The organism is Tateyamaria sp. (assembly GCF_039945315.1).
Lineage (GTDB): Bacteria > Pseudomonadota > Alphaproteobacteria > Rhodobacterales > Rhodobacteraceae > Tateyamaria.
On sequence record NZ_JBDUXB010000010.1, the window covers coordinates 1 to 15,326 of the forward strand.

The following is a 15,326-nucleotide window of genomic DNA, read 5'->3' on the forward strand; positions in this document are numbered from 1 at the left end:
CGAGAACGGGCGATGCTTCGCTTCAGGCGCATGCGAAGTTTGCAGAAATTCGCCTCCGTCCACGCATCTGTCTACAATCATTGTAATCAGGAACGCAGCCTCTCAACTCGAACGAATTTCAAACTCAACCGCGCCGCCGCTTTGGCTGAGTGGCGTGGTCTCGGTGCGGCATAAAGGACAGTCATATTGTCCTTGCAGAGACGAGTTCGAATTGGTCTGACAGCACCCTGCCATTGGATGATTGCCTCTATGCGCTTCATCCAACGATCCCACATCTGACGGGCTCTTCATTGCACCGGTGCTTGCAACGGCATGGCATAGGCTATTTTCCTTGCTGAAACCTGTCGGGTTGACGCGACATTTGGCGGTGGCAAATCACAAACCGAAATCACAGGAATGGCGCTGCACGGCGTTTTTAGCTGTACTTTGTGACCAGTCAGCATAGAAAAGTAAATGAAAGCAGAGGCCTAGAGCAGCCCTTGCGGTCTCCAAAACCGTAGGTCTCGGGTTCGAACCCTGATGCCCCTGCCAATTCTTCCTACAACAAACGCCACAAAATCGATTCGTGGACTACTTCGACCGGAAGTTGTCCAACTATTGCCGTCTGTTTGCCGTCGTGCTGAACGCTTTCGGAACAGTTTCTGACATTTTCTCAGGACTGTATCCGTATGCGACACAGTGCCATTTTTTGGTCATATTTTTGACGCGCGAGGCGCACGTTTGCGTCCCATCTTTGCCTTATCCGCGCGCGTGCGCAGGTAAGAGTCTGCGTGCCGCCGCAGTCTCGGCGCGACACAAGAGTGCGATGAGTTAAGGACCCCGTTGATGCAATACGAGCCCATTCCTGGTCAGCCGCAATTCGCGACGGAAGAAGAGACGATGGCGATTATCCGTGCCGTCTTGATCGAGGATGAGGAACCTAAACCAAGCCGAAAGGCTGCCCGTTTGGCGCGGCAAAAGTGCGGTTCGGCAGACATGGATTGGAACCCGGAGAGGCGTTCAGGCGAAAGCCTCAGGTCCTTTGTTGCGCGCAAGAGCGGAACCAAGCCGCGCCGCCGCGCTGATATTCTTCCGGCACTGGCCGAAGTTGAGCCCGAAACCCCACCGGCGACGCGCACCCCTTGGGTCGTGCCATGGATTGCACAGGCGGGCAGCTTCGCTGCAACATTGGTTCGTCGCGTTCTTTCCTTTCGCCCGTCCACGCGCCAACTGGCAATGGCCTGCCTTGCACTACTCGTTGTTGTGCGTCCGCATTGGTTTGTGATCGGCGGGTCACTGCTTTTGGGCAGTGTTGCTGGCATCTTTCTTGTTTTCGGCTCTGATCGGATTTGGCGCGGTGTGGTGTCGTATCTGCGGCGGATCGATGCGCGTGATCCTGTGCGGGGCGTTTTGCTGCGCGAACGCATGGATTGGTGGGCCTGCCGTTGGGATGCCGTTCTGGACCATTTCCCTGATGGCATGGTCGACGGGCTTTACATGCCTGACCTGCAGGCCATGGAAACTGCGGAAGCAGCGCACACATACGCCATGGCGCAGAGACTCGCGCGCATGGCTCACGACACCTGATCCTCGATCTAAAGCAAGGGGCATTAATCCTGCCTTGAATTCACCAGATCGGGCGGATACATGCACTTTATCCGCATACAGGGACACGAGTTCACACCATGGCCACCACAAACCCACTTCAGTTTATCCAGCAGGTTCGCTCCGAAGTGTCCAAGGTCGTGTGGCCAACGCGGCGCGAAGTGCTTTTGACGACCGTTATGGTGTTCATCCTTGCCGCGCTGACAGCTGTGTTTTTTGCCATTGTTGATATCCTCATCCGGTGGGGCCTTGAAACCGTCCTGACCAGCTTCGGCTAACACCTCCTTTGCCGCCCGCGGCTCTTGCACTTTGAAAAACTGCGGAGTATTCCGCACTCCTGACCTAAGCTGAGGCGCGCGGCGATTCGAAGCCCCGCGCCACTTTTCATTCGGGTTGGCGCGTGTTCAGATCACGTGGCGCAAGAAACGACACTTCGGGCAAAGGACCAAAGGCACATGGCAAAACGGTGGTATTCGGTCAGCGTTCTTTCGAACTTTGAAAAGAAGATCGCCGAGACGATCCGCACCTCTGTGGCAGAACACAGCCTTGAGGACGAAATCGACGAAGTGCTGGTCCCGACTGAAGAAGTCATTGAGGTACGGCGCGGCAAGAAAGTCACGACCGAACGCCGCTTTATGCCCGGTTACGTTCTTGTGCATATGGAGATGTCTGACCAAGGCTATCACCTGATTAACTCGATCAACCGCGTCACAGGTTTTCTGGGCCCACAAGGCCGTCCGATGCCGATGCGTGATGCTGAAGTGAACCAGATCCTCAACCGTGTTCAGGAAGGCGAAGACAGCCCACGTACCCTGATCCATTACGAGATTGGCGAGAAAGTCAAAGTCAACGACGGTCCTTTCGAAGATTTCGACGGAATGGTCGAGGAAGTGGACGAAGAAAACCAACGCCTCAAGGTCACTGTGTCTATCTTTGGCCGCGAAACTCCGGTCGAGCTGGAGTTCACTCAGGTGAACAAGCAGACCTGATCTGGCCTACGTTCAAAGGGTTTGAGAGGCCGCGCTTTGCGCGGCCTTTTTTGTTTCACGCGCCAAACTGGCTGAACCCTTGTTGGTAAATTCTTGCAACTCGGTGGACGGCCGGTTCACACCGGTCGAGTTGCCAGCGCAACGATGAGCCTGCCTTATCTGGAGGCTTAACGGCCCATCCTAATTCGGACACGTTCCGTAGTTTCGGATAGCGCCTAAATAGTATCTGAGAAACTGTTGCTAAGAATATAAAGCCCGACAGCCATCAATGTGTAGGGAGCGAAACGGCCGACGCGCTCAATTGCACTTTGACCGATACGTTCATGTGCCATCAAAAGAAATATGATGGTTAGCAAGGACACAGATGCGATCGCGCCGAGATAGACAAGTCCGTCCCAAAGCTGCGACGTATCCCCAAGGATCGCAGATATGACCAGCATCGTATCAAAGCCTAGCCCCAAAAACAGCGTTATCGTTGCCAGCATGGAACTGGGTGGAGGTTTTGAAAATGCATCACCCCCCTGAGATTGCCGCCAAAACGAAAAAAGCCCAAGTCCAATTGGAATAAGGCCCACAATGCCGACCCATGCGCCAAGCAAATTGATGGCGGTCGCCCCCGCAACTCCGGCAACAACAAAGCAGATCAATTGTGTGATGACATAGGCAACAACACAGCGAGCTGCTCCAATGACCGGGGCCAGGAGAAGCATGACGGCGAGGTTGTCGATATTGGTCATAATGTGGGCTAAGCCAACCGACAGGAAAAAGACGATTTCAGTCATTACTTGCGTTTGCGCCTTGATCATCCGGGTCGGTGTTGGTTCAGTTAAACGAGTGCGAAGATAGAACCAAGCCACAACTGATCACCGATTGGCAGGATGACAGTCTTGACGGCGACGCCTGAAGGGGAATGAAGGGCGTTTCGTCTGGCGCGACTTCATTTCTACCCCCAACAGAAATGGATTTTGATCGTCGCTGAAAAAGCATGTGCAGTTTTTTCGTGTCGCGCACCGCGCACAAGCTAAACCACTTGCCAATCGTCTTAACCCGTTGTAATGGCGCCACTGTCACGTTTGGTGACACCCATGTGGGAGGCGAGGGCAACGCGTTGTCCAAACCGAACCACATCAACCATATCCCGGCGTCGCGACGTGCGGGAGTTGAAAAGGAGATTGGCACATGGCCAAGAAACTCGTCGGGACGATGAAGCTGCAAGTTAAAGCAGGTCAGGCAAACCCGTCCCCACCCGTCGGCCCTGCATTGGGTCAACGCGGCATTAACATCATGGAATTCTGTAAGGCGTTCAACGCCAAGACTGCAGACATGGAGCCTGGTGCGCCGTGCCCGACCGTGATCACCTACTATCAGGACAAATCCTTCTCGATGGATATCAAGACGCCGCCAGCGTCCTACTATCTCAAGAAGGCCGCCAAGGTGAAATCCGGTGCCAAAACGCCATCGCGCGAAACCATCGGCACAGTGACTGCTGCGCAGGTGCGTGAAATCGCCGAAGCGAAAATGGCCGATCTGAACGCCAACGACATTGAAGGCGCAATGCAGATCATCCTGGGCTCTGCCCGCTCTATGGGCATCGAGGTGAAGTAAGATGGCAAAATTCGGAAAACGCACAACTGCCGCTCGGGCAGAATTCGCAGGTAAATCGGACGTCACTGTTGAAGAGGCCGTAAGCCTGGTCAAAGGCAACGCCAAAGCCAAGTTCGACGAGACCATCGAAATCTCGATGAACCTCGGTGTTGATCCCCGTCACGCAGACCAGATGGTCCGTGGTGTGGTTGGTTTGCCCAACGGCACAGGCAAAGACGTTCGCGTCGCTGTCTTCGCTCGCGGCCCCAAAGCTGAAGAAGCTGAAAAGGCTGGCGCAGACATCGTCGGTGCCGAGGATCTGATGGAAGTCATTCAGGGCGGCAAGATCGACTTTGATCGCTGCATCGCCACACCAGACATGATGCCTATCGTGGGTCGTCTGGGTAAGGTGCTGGGTCCCCGGAACCTGATGCCAAACCCCAAAGTTGGCACAGTAACCATGGACGTCGAAGCTGCGGTCAAAGCGGCCAAAGGCGGCGAAGTGCAGTTCAAGGTCGAAAAAGCTGGCGTGATCCACGCGGGTATCGGCAAAGCGTCCTTTGACGAAGCCAAGCTGATCGAAAACGTTCGCGCTTTTGTCGGTGCTGTGGCCAAAGCCAAGCCAGCCGGATCCAAAGGCACGTATATGAAGAAAGTATCGCTTAGCTCGACAATGGGCCCAGGCGTCAGCGTCAACGTGGACAGTGCCGTCACCGAGTAATCGGGACAGACATCACAAGTTTAGAAACCGGGCTGCACATGCAGCCCGGTTTTTTTATTGCACACGCCCCAAAATTTTACCGAAAGCCGCAAAGTGTAGTAGGGTCAGGTGAAAGGATGGGGGGATATCTGCAATGGACGGCGACAAGGCGTGGCACAAGTATTTTTCAGATGAGGCAAAGGCCTTGGATGCGGGCAAGTTGCCTGCACAGACGCTCCCGCAGATAATCGATCAAGCGGTTGCGAAATTTGCTGACAAACCGGCTCTGACGACAATCTTGCCCACAGGCGCTGACACCACAGTCAGCTACGCTGAACTGAGAGATCATGCGGCCGATTTTGCGTCCTACCTGCGCGAAGATCTGAAGCTGGCTCAAGGCGACACGGTGGCCATCATGTCCCCGAACTGTATCGGTTTTGGTGTGGCATCTCTTGGAATTTCCATGGCGGGGTGCGTCGGGACCAACGTCAATCCGCTTTATACACCGACCGAACTTGAGCATCAGCTCAATGACAGTAAGGCAAAGGCGATTGTCATCATCGATCTGTTTGGGGACAAACTCGACAAGATCGTTGCGAATACGGGGGTGAAGCATGTCATAACCCTGTCCATCGTCGATTTCTTTCCAACGCTCAAAAAGATGCTGCTTGGCTTTGTGCTCAAGCGGGTGCGCAAGGTCATTCCAAATATGACGACGCAAAACACCAAGCTTGCGGATGCTTTGGCGCGGGGGCGCAAGCATCGCAACGGAGCGGATGTTGCAGCCTACACGAAAGGAATTACCGGAACATCGGTGGCTCTCTATCAATATACCAGCGGAACGATGGGACGCAGCAAGGGGGCGTCCCTGACGCACCACGCGGTCCTCACCAATGCAGAACAGGCGCGGTTGATGACTGCTGATGTCCTGAAGGAAGGTGAAGAGGTCGCGCTGGTCGCCCTGCCGCTCTATCACATAACGGCATTTGTCCTTTTGTTTGTCTCAGGGCTCAAAGTCGGCGGCCATGGCATCCTTGTTCCGAGTCCTCGACCGCCCTCGAATGTCAAAACGGCGTTTGAGAAGTACCGCATCACTTGGTTCACCGGGATTAACACACTGTTTGCGGGGCTCATGGCCGAAGACTGGTTTGATCCCAAACTGTTCTCAGGCATTCGCTTTTGCGCCTCGGGCGGTGCGGCCCAGCAGACCGGTGTAGCCCAGAAGTGGCAGGACCAGACAGGTGTCGAGATCCTGCAAGGGTATGGCATGACAGAAGTGGCGGGTGTCTTAACGTTAAACCCGCCGGGACAAAACCGTCTGGGCAAGGTCGGTGTGCCGGTCCCGGGAGCAGATGTTCGAATTGTTGATGACGCGGGCCAAGAGCTCCCAGTCGGTGAACCGGGCGAGGTTATCGCCAAAACTCCGTCGATGATGACGGCGTATCTCGACAATCCCGATGCGACGGGTGAGGTGCTGAAGGATGGCTGGTACTATTCCGGGGACATTGGCGTCATGGACCAAGATGGCTTCCTTGAGATTGTGGACCGTAAGAAGGACATGATCCTCGTGTCCGGCTTTAACGTCGCGCCGAACGAGATCGAGGACGTGATTTCGACCTTGCAGGGCGTGGTCCAGGTTGGGGTCGTGGGGGTCACGCATGAAAAGACAGGTGAGGCGCCGGTCGCTTTTGTGGTCCGCTCCGATGAGGGCCTGACAGAAGAAACGATCCTTGCGACATGCCGTGAAACGCTGACCAACTATAAAATTCCTAAGGAAATCCGCTTTGTCGAGGATGTGCCCGTCACCCTGTCGGGCAAGGTTTTGCGGCGGCAGCTGCGTGAGGATCACTTTGGTTGATAAAATGGGGTGTCCCACGCTGGGACACATTTGTGCCATGGGAAAATCAAGCGGTTACAGAGGCAGGTTTAGAATTTGGTAACCTATGGGGCCCCAGATGGTTGGGGTGCGCGAGGCCAACGAAGAGGTGCCAAGTCACATCGTAACAGAACCCGAAGATCTGGCCGACGTCCTTGTGTCTATGCTGTCGCGCCCGCCAAATATCTGGCGACATGAGGTTCGAGTTAAGGGTTAGGCGTCGATTTTCATCTGCAGTGTCGCGCGCGTGTCTTCATCCACGAATGCTGCTTTGATCGCTGTGCGCGTGATGTCGCGCAGTTCATCCTCGTTCAGGCCGAATTCAGTGGCGGCGATGTCATATTCGCGCGCCAACGATGTATGGAAATGGGGCGGGTCATCGGAATTCAGCGTGACGGGAACGCCGGCGCCCCGGAGCGCCATAAACGGGTGTTCATCAAAGCTGTTGTAGACAGACAGGGCAATGTTCGAACCCGGACAGCATTCCAAGACGATTTTCTTGTCGGCAAGCTCCTCCACCAAAGCTGGGTCCTCGATGGCTCGGACGCCATGCCCGATCCGGCTTGGTTTCAGATATTTCAGCGAATCCCGAACAGAGTCAGCACCACCGAATTCACCTGCGTGTGTTGTGATCTCCAAACCCGCGTCGCGCGCAACATCGAAACCCGGAGCAAGGTCTTTGGGATGGTGCATACGTTCGTCACCGCCCATACCAAACCCCGTGACAAGGGGGTGTGGGTTTTCGGCAATGTAGGTCGCGGCACGCAATACTGATTCCGGCCCTTCGTGCCGCAGGCCTGTGGCAATCATGCGTGCTTCTATGCCGTTCTTTTGCTTGGCTTGGGTCATCCCCTCAGCCAGACCGTCGATATAGTCCCGTTCCGAAATACCGATCATTCGGGCATGATCTGTGGAAATGAAGACCTCTGAATAGATGCAACCGGTCGAGGCAAGTTGGGTCAGATAGGTTTCGGACAACAAAGCATAATCATCGGATGTGCGAAACAGGGCTGCGGCACCATCAAAGCACTTTAGGAACTCGGAGAAATCGTTCCAGACGAACGCCCCGTCCTGAATGATGTCGGACACATCAACGTTGTATTTTCGCGCTTGGGCGACAACCAATTCTGGATCGGCCGCACCTTCGATATGGCAGTGAATCTCGACTTTCGGAATCATAGTTGCCCCCAATGCGCGTTCATTTCTGATTGGTCCGGAGCGATAACTACCTTGGAGTTGTTATGCAACGGGGTGGATAAGGGGGACGGGTTTTCGCTTGTTGTGGAGAAGCTGGTACCAGAGAGGGGAGCTCCTTGGGAGATTGGATGGTGGATAGAATGCCTAGGCTACTGTCGGTCAGTGGACGAAGCGGACCCTTGCTGCATCCGACATGAATGACCGCCTTGCGGACAAAGCGGCCATAGGTCGAAACTAGTCGCCGGTTGTGTCACCATAGATTATTTTAGCGAAGGTTGTCGCTTGGTGCTATGAGTGGAAAAGCAAAGCAAAAGTTCGCGATGTCTATTGGAGACCGTTTTCGGTAAATTGGATATCCGCGAAGAACTGGTTTGCCGCGGATTGGGTGGCGGCCGAGAACGACTTTGCGTTCGACCGGTTTGAAACATCGACAACTAACATCGTCGCGTCATCTTTCGGGTGGCGACAAGCAATTCCCTGAGCCTTCATGAAAAGCACTCCGGAACCGGCGCCAGGGGGGGCTTTCAAGTCCTGAGCGACGATCCGGAACATCTCGCAGGCCTTACCGTTGAGGTGGGTCGATGAACGTTTATTGGAAATGAATTTGTACCGACCCGTTCCACGTTCAAAATACACGTCTGTGATTGCCGCCAAAAGGTCTCTGTCCGACACCTGTGAAGAATTGGGAACGCCTCTGTAGATTTCCGTTCTGGCTACAGAAGTTTCACCATCATTCGGCCCACGCGCAACGAAAACGGCAGTAGAACTCGTTAACTTCTCGCGGGTCCAGCCTGGTGCATTTGGGGATGCGCCCGTTGCCCCAACAATTGCATAGCCGCTGCGAGGGGTTACTGGCTCGGAAACTGTGCAAGCGGTCATGATTATCGCAGAGACGACGGTCAGGACATAGAGACGGACGGCTCCGCTTCGGGTACTTAAGAAATGCATCATGGAAAGTTCCTTATCAAAGTTACAGTGTACGCCTAATCCGCCAAAGAATTGCTAAACTCCCATCCTTGATCTTCCGCCAGAGAATGCGCGAAGGAAAAAGCTATTCTGACAAAAATGTCGTACGACGTATGATGAGAAAAACTAGCAAGGGCCGTGATTTTTTTAAAGTATTGAATACCTTACCCTTGCTATGTGATCGTCGAACGTGCAGAGCGAAAACTCAATTTACACACGGTTCGTTTCATAGAGGCTTAGGGGCGCATCAAGAGTGAAGCCAAGCACTGTCCAATGAGCGCAAGGCTACTTCAGAACGTTTTGTTGTCGCCGCTACGAATGACGGTTTTAGGCTCAAAGCAGCCTTTCGCTGCACAGAGCACAAATGCCCGCTCAAAGCCGACAGCTGCCAAAGTCTACAAATCTCTGCAAAGTCCGCTTTCTGCGCCTATCGCCCAAGCTCACTCAGACCAAGCACCCCAAAGCCCCTTCACAACGCACTTCAAACCCTCTAATCACCGCCTTCGAGGGTGTCCGATTGATTCGAACGCCCTCATTTCGTCCGAGACGGTGGGTGAGGCGTACCTCATAAATCCTGCCCGAGGCGGGAACAGACCTTTCTTCCAGATGCTCCGTTTGAGCCTCTGGCGGTCTTGGACCCGTGTATTTCGAGGACCAAACCGCCGGAGTGATCCGGTGTTACTTGAGCCGGGGGGTTCGCCCCTCAAAAACTGGAGAAAACTGTGGATAGAGCCCAGAAAGAGAAAGTGGTCGACGAACTCGGCCAGATCTTTGAAAGCTCTGGCGTCGTTGTGGTTGCCCACTACGCCGGTCTGACAGTTGCCGAAATGCAAGACCTGCGTGCCCGTGCACGCGACAACGGGTCGAGCGTTCGTGTTGCCAAAAACAGGCTCGCCAAAATCGCCCTTGATGGGAAGCCTTGCGAAAGCATTGCTGACTATCTGACGGGTATGACCGTTCTGACCTTTTCTGAAGACCCTGTGGCAGCTGCCAAAGTGTCCGAAGAGTTCGCCAAGGAAAACGACAAGTTCGTGATCCTCGGCGGGGCAATGGGTGAGAACGCTCTGGACCGGGCCGGTGTTACGGCTGTGTCGAAAATGCCTTCGCGCGAGGAGCTTATCAGCACCATCGCGGGCATGCTTGGCGCACCTGCATCGAATATCGCCGGGTCCATTGGCGCACCTGCAAGCAACATTGCGTCCATCTTGTCCACAATCGAGGACAAGGCGGCCGCGTAAGCAAATGTCCGATTGGCGTGTGAAAATCTCACGCGTTGGAACACACAAATCGAAACGGAAAGAGCTGATACAATGGCTGATCTGAAAGCACTCGCAGAAAGCATCGTGGGTCTGACCCTGCTGGAAGCACAAGAACTGAAAACCATCCTCAAAGACGAGTATGGCATCGAGCCCGCCGCTGGTGGCGCTGTGATGATGGCTGGCCCTGCCGATGGTGGTGGTGCAGCTGAAGAAGAGAAGACAGAATTCGACGTCGTCCTGAAAAACGCAGGCGCATCGAAAATCAACGTCATCAAAGAAGTCCGCGGCATCACAGGTCTTGGCCTGAAAGAAGCCAAAGACCTGGTCGAAGCCGGTGGCAAGATCAAAGAAGGCGTCGACAAAGCCGAAGCCGAAGACGTCAAAGCCAAGCTGGAAGCAGCTGGCGCGGAAGTCGAACTGGCCTAAGCTGGTTTCTTCTTGCGAGACAAAGAACGGCGGTTCCGAAAGGGGCCGCCGTTTTTCTGTGGCGTGGTGGTTAGGCGTGTTCCATTGTACTGTATGGCTGTACATGGAATCTTGAACGATCGAGTCTAAACCCACATTTCTTGTTAACAGGGTAATGCCTTTTGGCAATCAGGGAAAAAAGCGCGCTTCAAGAGTGACATCATTCTATTTCACGACGCACATTGAGGGAGATCGACGGGAACGGCGCTCCTTGGTTGCTCACTCTTGTCCCGGCACATGCACAGGTAGCCAAACCTCGAAACAAGCGCCTCCTTTCGGAGCATTGCGCACCCGGATCAAACCGCCCGCCCTTTGGATCAGCGTCTGCGAGATGGATAGGCCAAGACCCGTCCCTTCGGCCTGTTTGGTGCTGTAGAACGGCGCAAAAACCTGATCTATCAGGGCAGGATCAATGCCTGGCCCTGTGTCTTGAACCGACACCGCGACACCTGCTACGCCGTCGCGATCCGATGGTTCTGCCCGCAATGCCAGGGTCCCGTGCCCGTCCATCGCCTGCACAGCGTTCATGATCAGATTGATCAGAACCTGCTGCAACTCGCCGGGATCAATGCGAACCTGCAGGGACGCGTCCGTATGTGTCTTCACCTCTATATCGCCCTGCGACAACACGTGGTTGACCAATACCAGACAGTCCTTGATCACAGGCGCCACGGGCACCGCTTGTTCTAAATCGGCAAACTCTCCCGGGCGGGCAAATTGTAGCAACTTGCCGACAATGGTCTGGATCCGGGACACTTGACGGTCAACGAGGCCCAATTCCGTCTGGATGGCGGAGCTGCCTTCACCAAGGCTTTCGCGGATGACGTCCACATTGCCCTGAATGACCGCGACGGGGTTGTTGATTTCGTGTGCAACACCTGCCGTAATCTCGCCAATCGAGGCAAGCTTTTCGCTCATCACCAATTGGCGAAACGTTTCTTCGAGCTTTTCGTTGGTGCGTTTGAGTTCGGCGGTACGCTTGTCAACCCTGTCATTGAGGTCCTGATTCAGGCTCCGCAGCTCGCGATCGCGCTGCTGTACCTGATCCAACAGGTCATCTAGGTGGCCAGCCACCTGACCCACCTCATCGTGCGCATCATCGAGATCGTTCCTTGCAGACAGGTTGCCGTTTTGGACCAGTGACATAGTGTGAGTCATCCGTTCAAGCGGTGCAAAAATACCTTTTGCGAGTCGGAGAAACAGCGGCGCTGACAGCAAGACGACAGCGGCAAAGGCGCCGAGGATCCACAGAAATGCATTGCGCTTGGCAGCAGTAAACGGCTTTTCGAGAAAGCCAACGTATAACATGCCGACATAGGTGCCAAAGCTGTCGGTCAGTGGCAGATACCCTGAGATGTACCAGTCGTTTACGACAAATGCGCGGTCCAGCCAGGTTCGTCCGTTGCCCAACACTTCACCCCGAACTGCGGCCGAGACGCGGGTGCCAAGGGCGCGCACATCTTCAAAAAGCCGCACATTGGTCGAAACACGCACATCGTCCAAAAACAAAGTGGCGGTGCCCTGACGCAACGCTCCGGTTGCTTCCTCAAGGTAGACCAGCGCGTTGATTGTATCGATAAATGCCAGATTCCGGTTCAGCAAGACGCCACCTACCAGCACGCCGGTCCGATCGGGCAAAACCACCGGCGCGGCCGAATGGATGACCATCCCGCGGTCCTCGACCGTGCGGTCGGTTGGCACAGCGGCCTCTGTTTCGATCAGGGGGAGGCGCGCGCGTTCAGCAAGTTCGAGCGATATTGCCTTAAGGTCAGGTCCCGAGAAGATGTCGATCTCTGTCCGGCTTGTGCCACTCGCAGCCATTTCGATCACAGGCCAGTTGGGTTCGACACCGGCCGCATCCTCCGGCGACAGGTAATACAGAAAATCCAAGCCCAATGTGCCCCGTTTGGCATTAAAGAAAGCATCGAAATCCTCTGGTGCCGCTTGGGCAAATTCCACAGATCCGGCCACAGCTTGCAACTCTTCGCCCGTCTCAACCATCAGGCGAGACAGATACTGTTCTGCGATCCGCAGGTCACTTTCCACGTTGGTGATCAGCACCTGATCATAGTCCGCAGTCCAACGCGTCATGCCCAAAAAAAGCATCAGCGGCATCAGCAGCACCATCGGCGCAAGAGCAAGGATCATCAGGCGAAAGCGAACAGAATTCATGAGGTCACGCTATCAAAGTGGGCGGTCTTCCGCAAAGCTGCGGAACACGGCCAGATAAACACTGGGGTTCGATGTTCTTGACACAGGCGCGCCGCCATGTTGGATCTGGTTAATGTCCCAGCCTTGGTGGGTGCTTGCGCGGCCATGTCGAACAGCTGGCCGTTGTTAATGTTGTGACCTCTGGACAAAACGACCTCTTGCCCACGCGCTCATCGCGCCGCTTGGGACAAGCTGGGGAAGGCCGCAAACAGGGCTGGTAACCCCCCGCAAAAACGGTCAAATTTGGCGTCGAATATGACAGGGAGGATCGGCCATCGTCGATCTATGGGAGGGATTGCGACAGGCCTTTTGGCTGGTCGTCACGTTCGATGCAGAGCTGGCAGAGATTGCGCTGCGCTCGCTCCGCGTCACCCTCACGGCGTTGGTCATTGCCTGTGTGATCGCCCTGCCGTTATCCGCGCTTCTGGCCGTCCGTCGATTTCGTTGGCGACGTACCGTGATCGCCATTTTGAACGCGCTCATGGGTTTGCCGCCCGTGGTCGTGGGATTGATCGTCTATATCTTTTTGTCCCGATCAGGGCCTTTGGGCGCGCTTGGATTGCTGTTCACCCCAACCGCAATGATTGTAGCGCAGGTGATCATCATCGTGCCTCTTATTGCCTCTATCGCGCACCAATCTTTGCGGGACCTCTGGGCCGAATATCACGACCTGCTCATCTCACTTAATGTTTCGCAGTTTCAGAAAATGCGAACGCTTTTGTGGGATGCCAGGCGTGCGCTGTTGACGGCCGCCTTGGCTGGGTTTGGTCGTGGGATCGGCGAGGTTGGGGCGATCATGATAGTTGGTGGCAACATTGACCACGCAACACGCGTTTTGACCACTGCCATTGCGCTTGAGACCGGCAAGGGGCAGTTTGCGCTCGCGCTCGCCTTAGGTTTTATCCTGATAGCCCTCGCGCTGACCGTAAACCTCACTATTCACTGGGTGGGGCAGACAGAACGAGACAGCCGATGGTGAGCGAATTGTTCCCCTTGACCCTTGCGGGGGCTGAAACTTCACGCAGTGGCAAGACACTTGTGGGGCCGGTTGACCTGCAACTTGACGGTCAGGGGCTGTGTGTAGTGATCGGGCCGAACGGAGCGGGAAAGACGACGCTGTTGCGGTTGATGCACGGTACTGCGCGACTGACCGGTGGGCGCATCGAATGGGCCTGTGCAACGGATGAGGCGCGACACCATCAGGCCTTTGTTTTTCAGCGACCCATTGTTTTGCGTCGCACGGTCGAGGAAAACCTGACCTATCCGCTGCGTTTGCGGCGCGTCGCCAAAGTGGCGGCACGCACGGCAGCAGGCGAATGGGCAGAGCGGGTTGGTCTTTCGGATTTGCTCGGCCATCGGGCAGGGGTCTTGTCTGGTGGTGAACAACAAAAGCTGGCCATCGCCCGGGCCTTGATCACAAACCCCGCATTGGTGTTTCTGGACGAACCAACCGCCTCGCTTGACGGGCGTGCCACGCGCGAGATTGAGGGCATTCTGCAGCAAGCTAAGGCAGATGGAACGCGCCTGATCCTGTCGACGCATGACATGGGTCAGGCCCGGCGCATCGGCGATCAGGTTGTGTTCATGTTGGGCGGCAAAGTGCACGAAACCGCACCCGCATCTGTATTCTTTGACACCGCAACGATGCCCGAGGCGCGGGCGTTCATCAATGGAGACATTGTCGAATGAAACAGACATTGGGATTGGCCATTCTTGCCATTTTTGCAACTGGCATCGTCCATGCCGATACGCTGCGCATGGCGGTCACAACGTCCTTTCATAATTCTGGTCTTGCCGAAGTTCTGTTGCCCGAAATCAAGGAAGATTTGGATTTGGAGGTGCAGTTGTTGGTGGTTGGTACGGGGCAGGCGCTCAAGCTTGGTCAGGCGGGGGATGTCGATGCGATCCTTGTCCATTCTAGGGCATCTGAGGAGTCGTTTGTTGCTGACGGATACGGCACGCACCGACGCGAGATCATGTACAATGACTTTGTCCTGATCGGCCCTGCTGCGGACCCTGCGGGCATTCAGGGCGCGGCTGAGGTCACGGATGCGCTTTCTGCCATAGCGGCGGGAGAGGCCAGTTTTGTCAGCCGTGGCGACGACAGCGGGACTCATAAGAAAGAAGTGAGTTTGTGGACTGCCGCGGGTCTTGACCCAGACAGTTTTGGGCCGTGGTATCGCGCGGTTGGTGCAGGCATGGGCTCTGCACTGAACACCGCGTCGGGCCTTGACGCCTACATCATGTCGGACCGGGCCAGTTGGCTGAATTTCGGAAATAAGGGTGATCTGGCGCTGTTGTTTGCAGGCGATCCGGTGTTGTTCAACCAATATGCCTTTTTGCCTGTTGATCCCGCCCGGCATCCGCACGTCAAAGCCGAACTGGTAACCAAGCTGGAAGGGTGGCTCACGTCACCGCGGGCTGCTGCTTTGATCGATGGCTACATGATTGATGGCGAAACACTGTTTGTGTTCAACGCGAAATAAGCCATGTCC

Annotated in this window: 16 protein-coding genes and 2 pseudogenes; 14 read left to right on the forward strand and 4 right to left on the reverse strand. The window is 55.3% G+C overall.

What is annotated here, in order from left to right; all coding sequences use genetic code 11:
• The 5 genes and pseudogenes from ABJD00_RS03550 to nusG form a co-directional block, all read left to right on the forward strand.
• Positions 1-174 (forward strand): annotated as a pseudogene (locus tag ABJD00_RS03550) (IS6 family transposase); the annotation flags it as partial.
• Between the two features lie 53 nt (positions 175-227).
• A pseudogene (locus tag ABJD00_RS03555) lies at positions 228-332 on the forward strand (IS481 family transposase); the annotation flags it as partial.
• A gap of 493 nt (positions 333-825) precedes the next feature.
• Positions 826-1,566, forward strand: a complete 741-nt coding sequence (locus ABJD00_RS03560; RefSeq protein ID WP_413848863.1) for a hypothetical protein — start codon at positions 826-828, stop codon at positions 1,564-1,566.
• 98 nt (positions 1,567-1,664) lie between these two features.
• Entirely contained in the window at positions 1,665-1,862 is a 198-nt protein-coding gene (gene secE / locus ABJD00_RS03565) for a preprotein translocase subunit SecE (RefSeq protein ID WP_413848865.1), read from the forward strand.
• Positions 1,863-2,039: 177 nt separating this feature from the next.
• Positions 2,040-2,573, forward strand: coding sequence for a transcription termination/antitermination protein NusG (gene nusG, locus ABJD00_RS03570; RefSeq protein ID WP_108839192.1), 534 nt, complete (start codon positions 2,040-2,042; stop codon positions 2,571-2,573).
• Positions 2,574-2,788: 215 nt separating this feature from the next.
• Here nusG and ABJD00_RS03575 read toward each other — a convergent pair whose 3' ends face one another.
• Positions 2,789-3,355, reverse strand: coding sequence for a hypothetical protein (locus tag ABJD00_RS03575; RefSeq protein WP_413853616.1), 567 nt, complete (start codon positions 3,353-3,355; stop codon positions 2,789-2,791).
• A gap of 397 nt (positions 3,356-3,752) precedes the next feature.
• On the opposite strand from ABJD00_RS03575, the gene rplK reads away from it, so the two are divergent.
• The 4 genes from rplK (at position 3,753) to ABJD00_RS03595 (ending at position 6,950) form a co-directional block, all read left to right on the forward strand.
• Positions 3,753-4,178: a 50S ribosomal protein L11 gene (gene rplK, locus ABJD00_RS03580; protein ID WP_108839194.1), complete on the forward strand. Its 426-nt coding sequence runs from the start codon at positions 3,753-3,755 to the stop codon at positions 4,176-4,178.
• 1 nt (position 4,179) lies between these two features.
• On the forward strand, positions 4,180-4,878 hold the full coding sequence (gene rplA, locus ABJD00_RS03585) for a 50S ribosomal protein L1 (protein ID WP_108839195.1): 699 nt from the start codon (positions 4,180-4,182) through the stop codon (positions 4,876-4,878).
• A gap of 133 nt (positions 4,879-5,011) precedes the next feature.
• The gene (locus ABJD00_RS03590; protein ID WP_413848869.1) at positions 5,012-6,715 is read left to right on the forward strand and encodes an AMP-binding protein; all 1,704 of its coding nucleotides are present in this window, start codon (positions 5,012-5,014) and stop codon (positions 6,713-6,715) included.
• Positions 6,716-6,812: 97 nt separating this feature from the next.
• Positions 6,813-6,950, forward strand: coding sequence for a hypothetical protein (locus tag ABJD00_RS03595; RefSeq protein WP_413848871.1), 138 nt, complete (start codon positions 6,813-6,815; stop codon positions 6,948-6,950).
• Here ABJD00_RS03595 and ABJD00_RS03600 read toward each other — a convergent pair.
• Both ABJD00_RS03600 and ABJD00_RS03605 read right to left on the reverse strand, forming a co-directional pair.
• Positions 6,947-7,912, reverse strand: a complete 966-nt coding sequence (locus ABJD00_RS03600) for an adenosine deaminase (protein WP_413848873.1) — start codon at positions 7,910-7,912, stop codon at positions 6,947-6,949. The two genes, ABJD00_RS03595 and ABJD00_RS03600, sit on opposite strands and share 4 nt — an antisense overlap.
• Positions 7,913-8,254: 342 nt before the next feature.
• Positions 8,255-8,881 (reverse strand): hypothetical protein, encoded by a 627-nt coding sequence (locus ABJD00_RS03605; protein ID WP_413848875.1) that lies wholly within the window; start codon positions 8,879-8,881, stop codon positions 8,255-8,257.
• Between the two features lie 737 nt (positions 8,882-9,618).
• Between ABJD00_RS03605 and rplJ the strand changes: the two genes are divergently transcribed.
• On the forward strand, positions 9,619-10,134 hold the full coding sequence (rplJ, locus tag ABJD00_RS03610) for a 50S ribosomal protein L10 (protein WP_108839199.1): 516 nt from the start codon (positions 9,619-9,621) through the stop codon (positions 10,132-10,134).
• A gap of 72 nt (positions 10,135-10,206) precedes the next feature.
• Positions 10,207-10,581: a 50S ribosomal protein L7/L12 gene (rplL, locus tag ABJD00_RS03615; protein WP_108839200.1), complete on the forward strand. Its 375-nt coding sequence runs from the start codon at positions 10,207-10,209 to the stop codon at positions 10,579-10,581.
• 258 nt (positions 10,582-10,839) lie between these two features.
• On the opposite strand, the gene ABJD00_RS03620 is transcribed toward rplL, so the two are convergent.
• On the reverse strand, positions 10,840-12,792 hold the full coding sequence (locus ABJD00_RS03620; RefSeq protein ID WP_413848877.1) for a cache domain-containing protein: 1,953 nt from the start codon (positions 12,790-12,792) through the stop codon (positions 10,840-10,842).
• Between the two features lie 313 nt (positions 12,793-13,105).
• Here ABJD00_RS03620 and ABJD00_RS03625 point away from each other — a divergent pair, with 313 nt between their 5' ends.
• From ABJD00_RS03625 to ABJD00_RS03635, 3 genes are read left to right on the forward strand one after another with little or no spacing between them, the layout of a single operon-like run.
• Entirely contained in the window at positions 13,106-13,810 is a 705-nt protein-coding gene (locus ABJD00_RS03625) for an ABC transporter permease (protein WP_413848931.1), read from the forward strand.
• On the forward strand, positions 13,804-14,520 hold the full coding sequence (locus ABJD00_RS03630; protein ID WP_413848879.1) for an ATP-binding cassette domain-containing protein: 717 nt from the start codon (positions 13,804-13,806) through the stop codon (positions 14,518-14,520). Before ABJD00_RS03625 ends, ABJD00_RS03630 begins: the two co-directional genes overlap by 7 nt.
• Positions 14,517-15,317 (forward strand): substrate-binding domain-containing protein, encoded by an 801-nt coding sequence (locus ABJD00_RS03635; protein WP_413848881.1) that lies wholly within the window; start codon positions 14,517-14,519, stop codon positions 15,315-15,317. The genes ABJD00_RS03630 and ABJD00_RS03635 overlap by 4 nt, the downstream gene beginning before the upstream one ends.
• Positions 15,318-15,326: the final 9 nt, after the last annotated feature.

Excerpts from the sequence above, each read along its gene's own strand:
- ABJD00_RS03560 (WP_413848863.1), top strand. The coding sequence starts at position 826 with ATGCAATACGAGCCCATTCCTGGTCAGCCGCAATTCGCGACGGAAGAA.
- secE (WP_413848865.1), top strand. The coding sequence starts at position 1,665 with ATGGCCACCACAAACCCACTTCAGTTTATCCAGCAGGTTCGCTCCGAA.
- nusG (WP_108839192.1), top strand. The coding sequence starts at position 2,040 with ATGGCAAAACGGTGGTATTCGGTCAGCGTTCTTTCGAACTTTGAAAAG.
- ABJD00_RS03575 (WP_413853616.1), bottom strand. The coding sequence starts at position 3,355 with ATGACTGAAATCGTCTTTTTCCTGTCGGTTGGCTTAGCCCACATTATG.
- rplK (WP_108839194.1), top strand. The coding sequence starts at position 3,753 with ATGGCCAAGAAACTCGTCGGGACGATGAAGCTGCAAGTTAAAGCAGGT.
- rplA (WP_108839195.1), top strand. The coding sequence starts at position 4,180 with ATGGCAAAATTCGGAAAACGCACAACTGCCGCTCGGGCAGAATTCGCA.
- ABJD00_RS03590 (WP_413848869.1), top strand. The coding sequence starts at position 5,012 with ATGGACGGCGACAAGGCGTGGCACAAGTATTTTTCAGATGAGGCAAAG.
- ABJD00_RS03595 (WP_413848871.1), top strand. The coding sequence starts at position 6,813 with ATGGTTGGGGTGCGCGAGGCCAACGAAGAGGTGCCAAGTCACATCGTA.
- ABJD00_RS03600 (WP_413848873.1), bottom strand. The coding sequence starts at position 7,912 with ATGATTCCGAAAGTCGAGATTCACTGCCATATCGAAGGTGCGGCCGAT.
- ABJD00_RS03605 (WP_413848875.1), bottom strand. The coding sequence starts at position 8,881 with ATGATGCATTTCTTAAGTACCCGAAGCGGAGCCGTCCGTCTCTATGTC.
- rplL (WP_108839200.1), top strand. The coding sequence starts at position 10,207 with ATGGCTGATCTGAAAGCACTCGCAGAAAGCATCGTGGGTCTGACCCTG.
- ABJD00_RS03620 (WP_413848877.1), bottom strand. The coding sequence starts at position 12,792 with ATGAATTCTGTTCGCTTTCGCCTGATGATCCTTGCTCTTGCGCCGATG.
- ABJD00_RS03630 (WP_413848879.1), top strand. The coding sequence starts at position 13,804 with ATGGTGAGCGAATTGTTCCCCTTGACCCTTGCGGGGGCTGAAACTTCA.
- ABJD00_RS03635 (WP_413848881.1), top strand. The coding sequence starts at position 14,517 with ATGAAACAGACATTGGGATTGGCCATTCTTGCCATTTTTGCAACTGGC.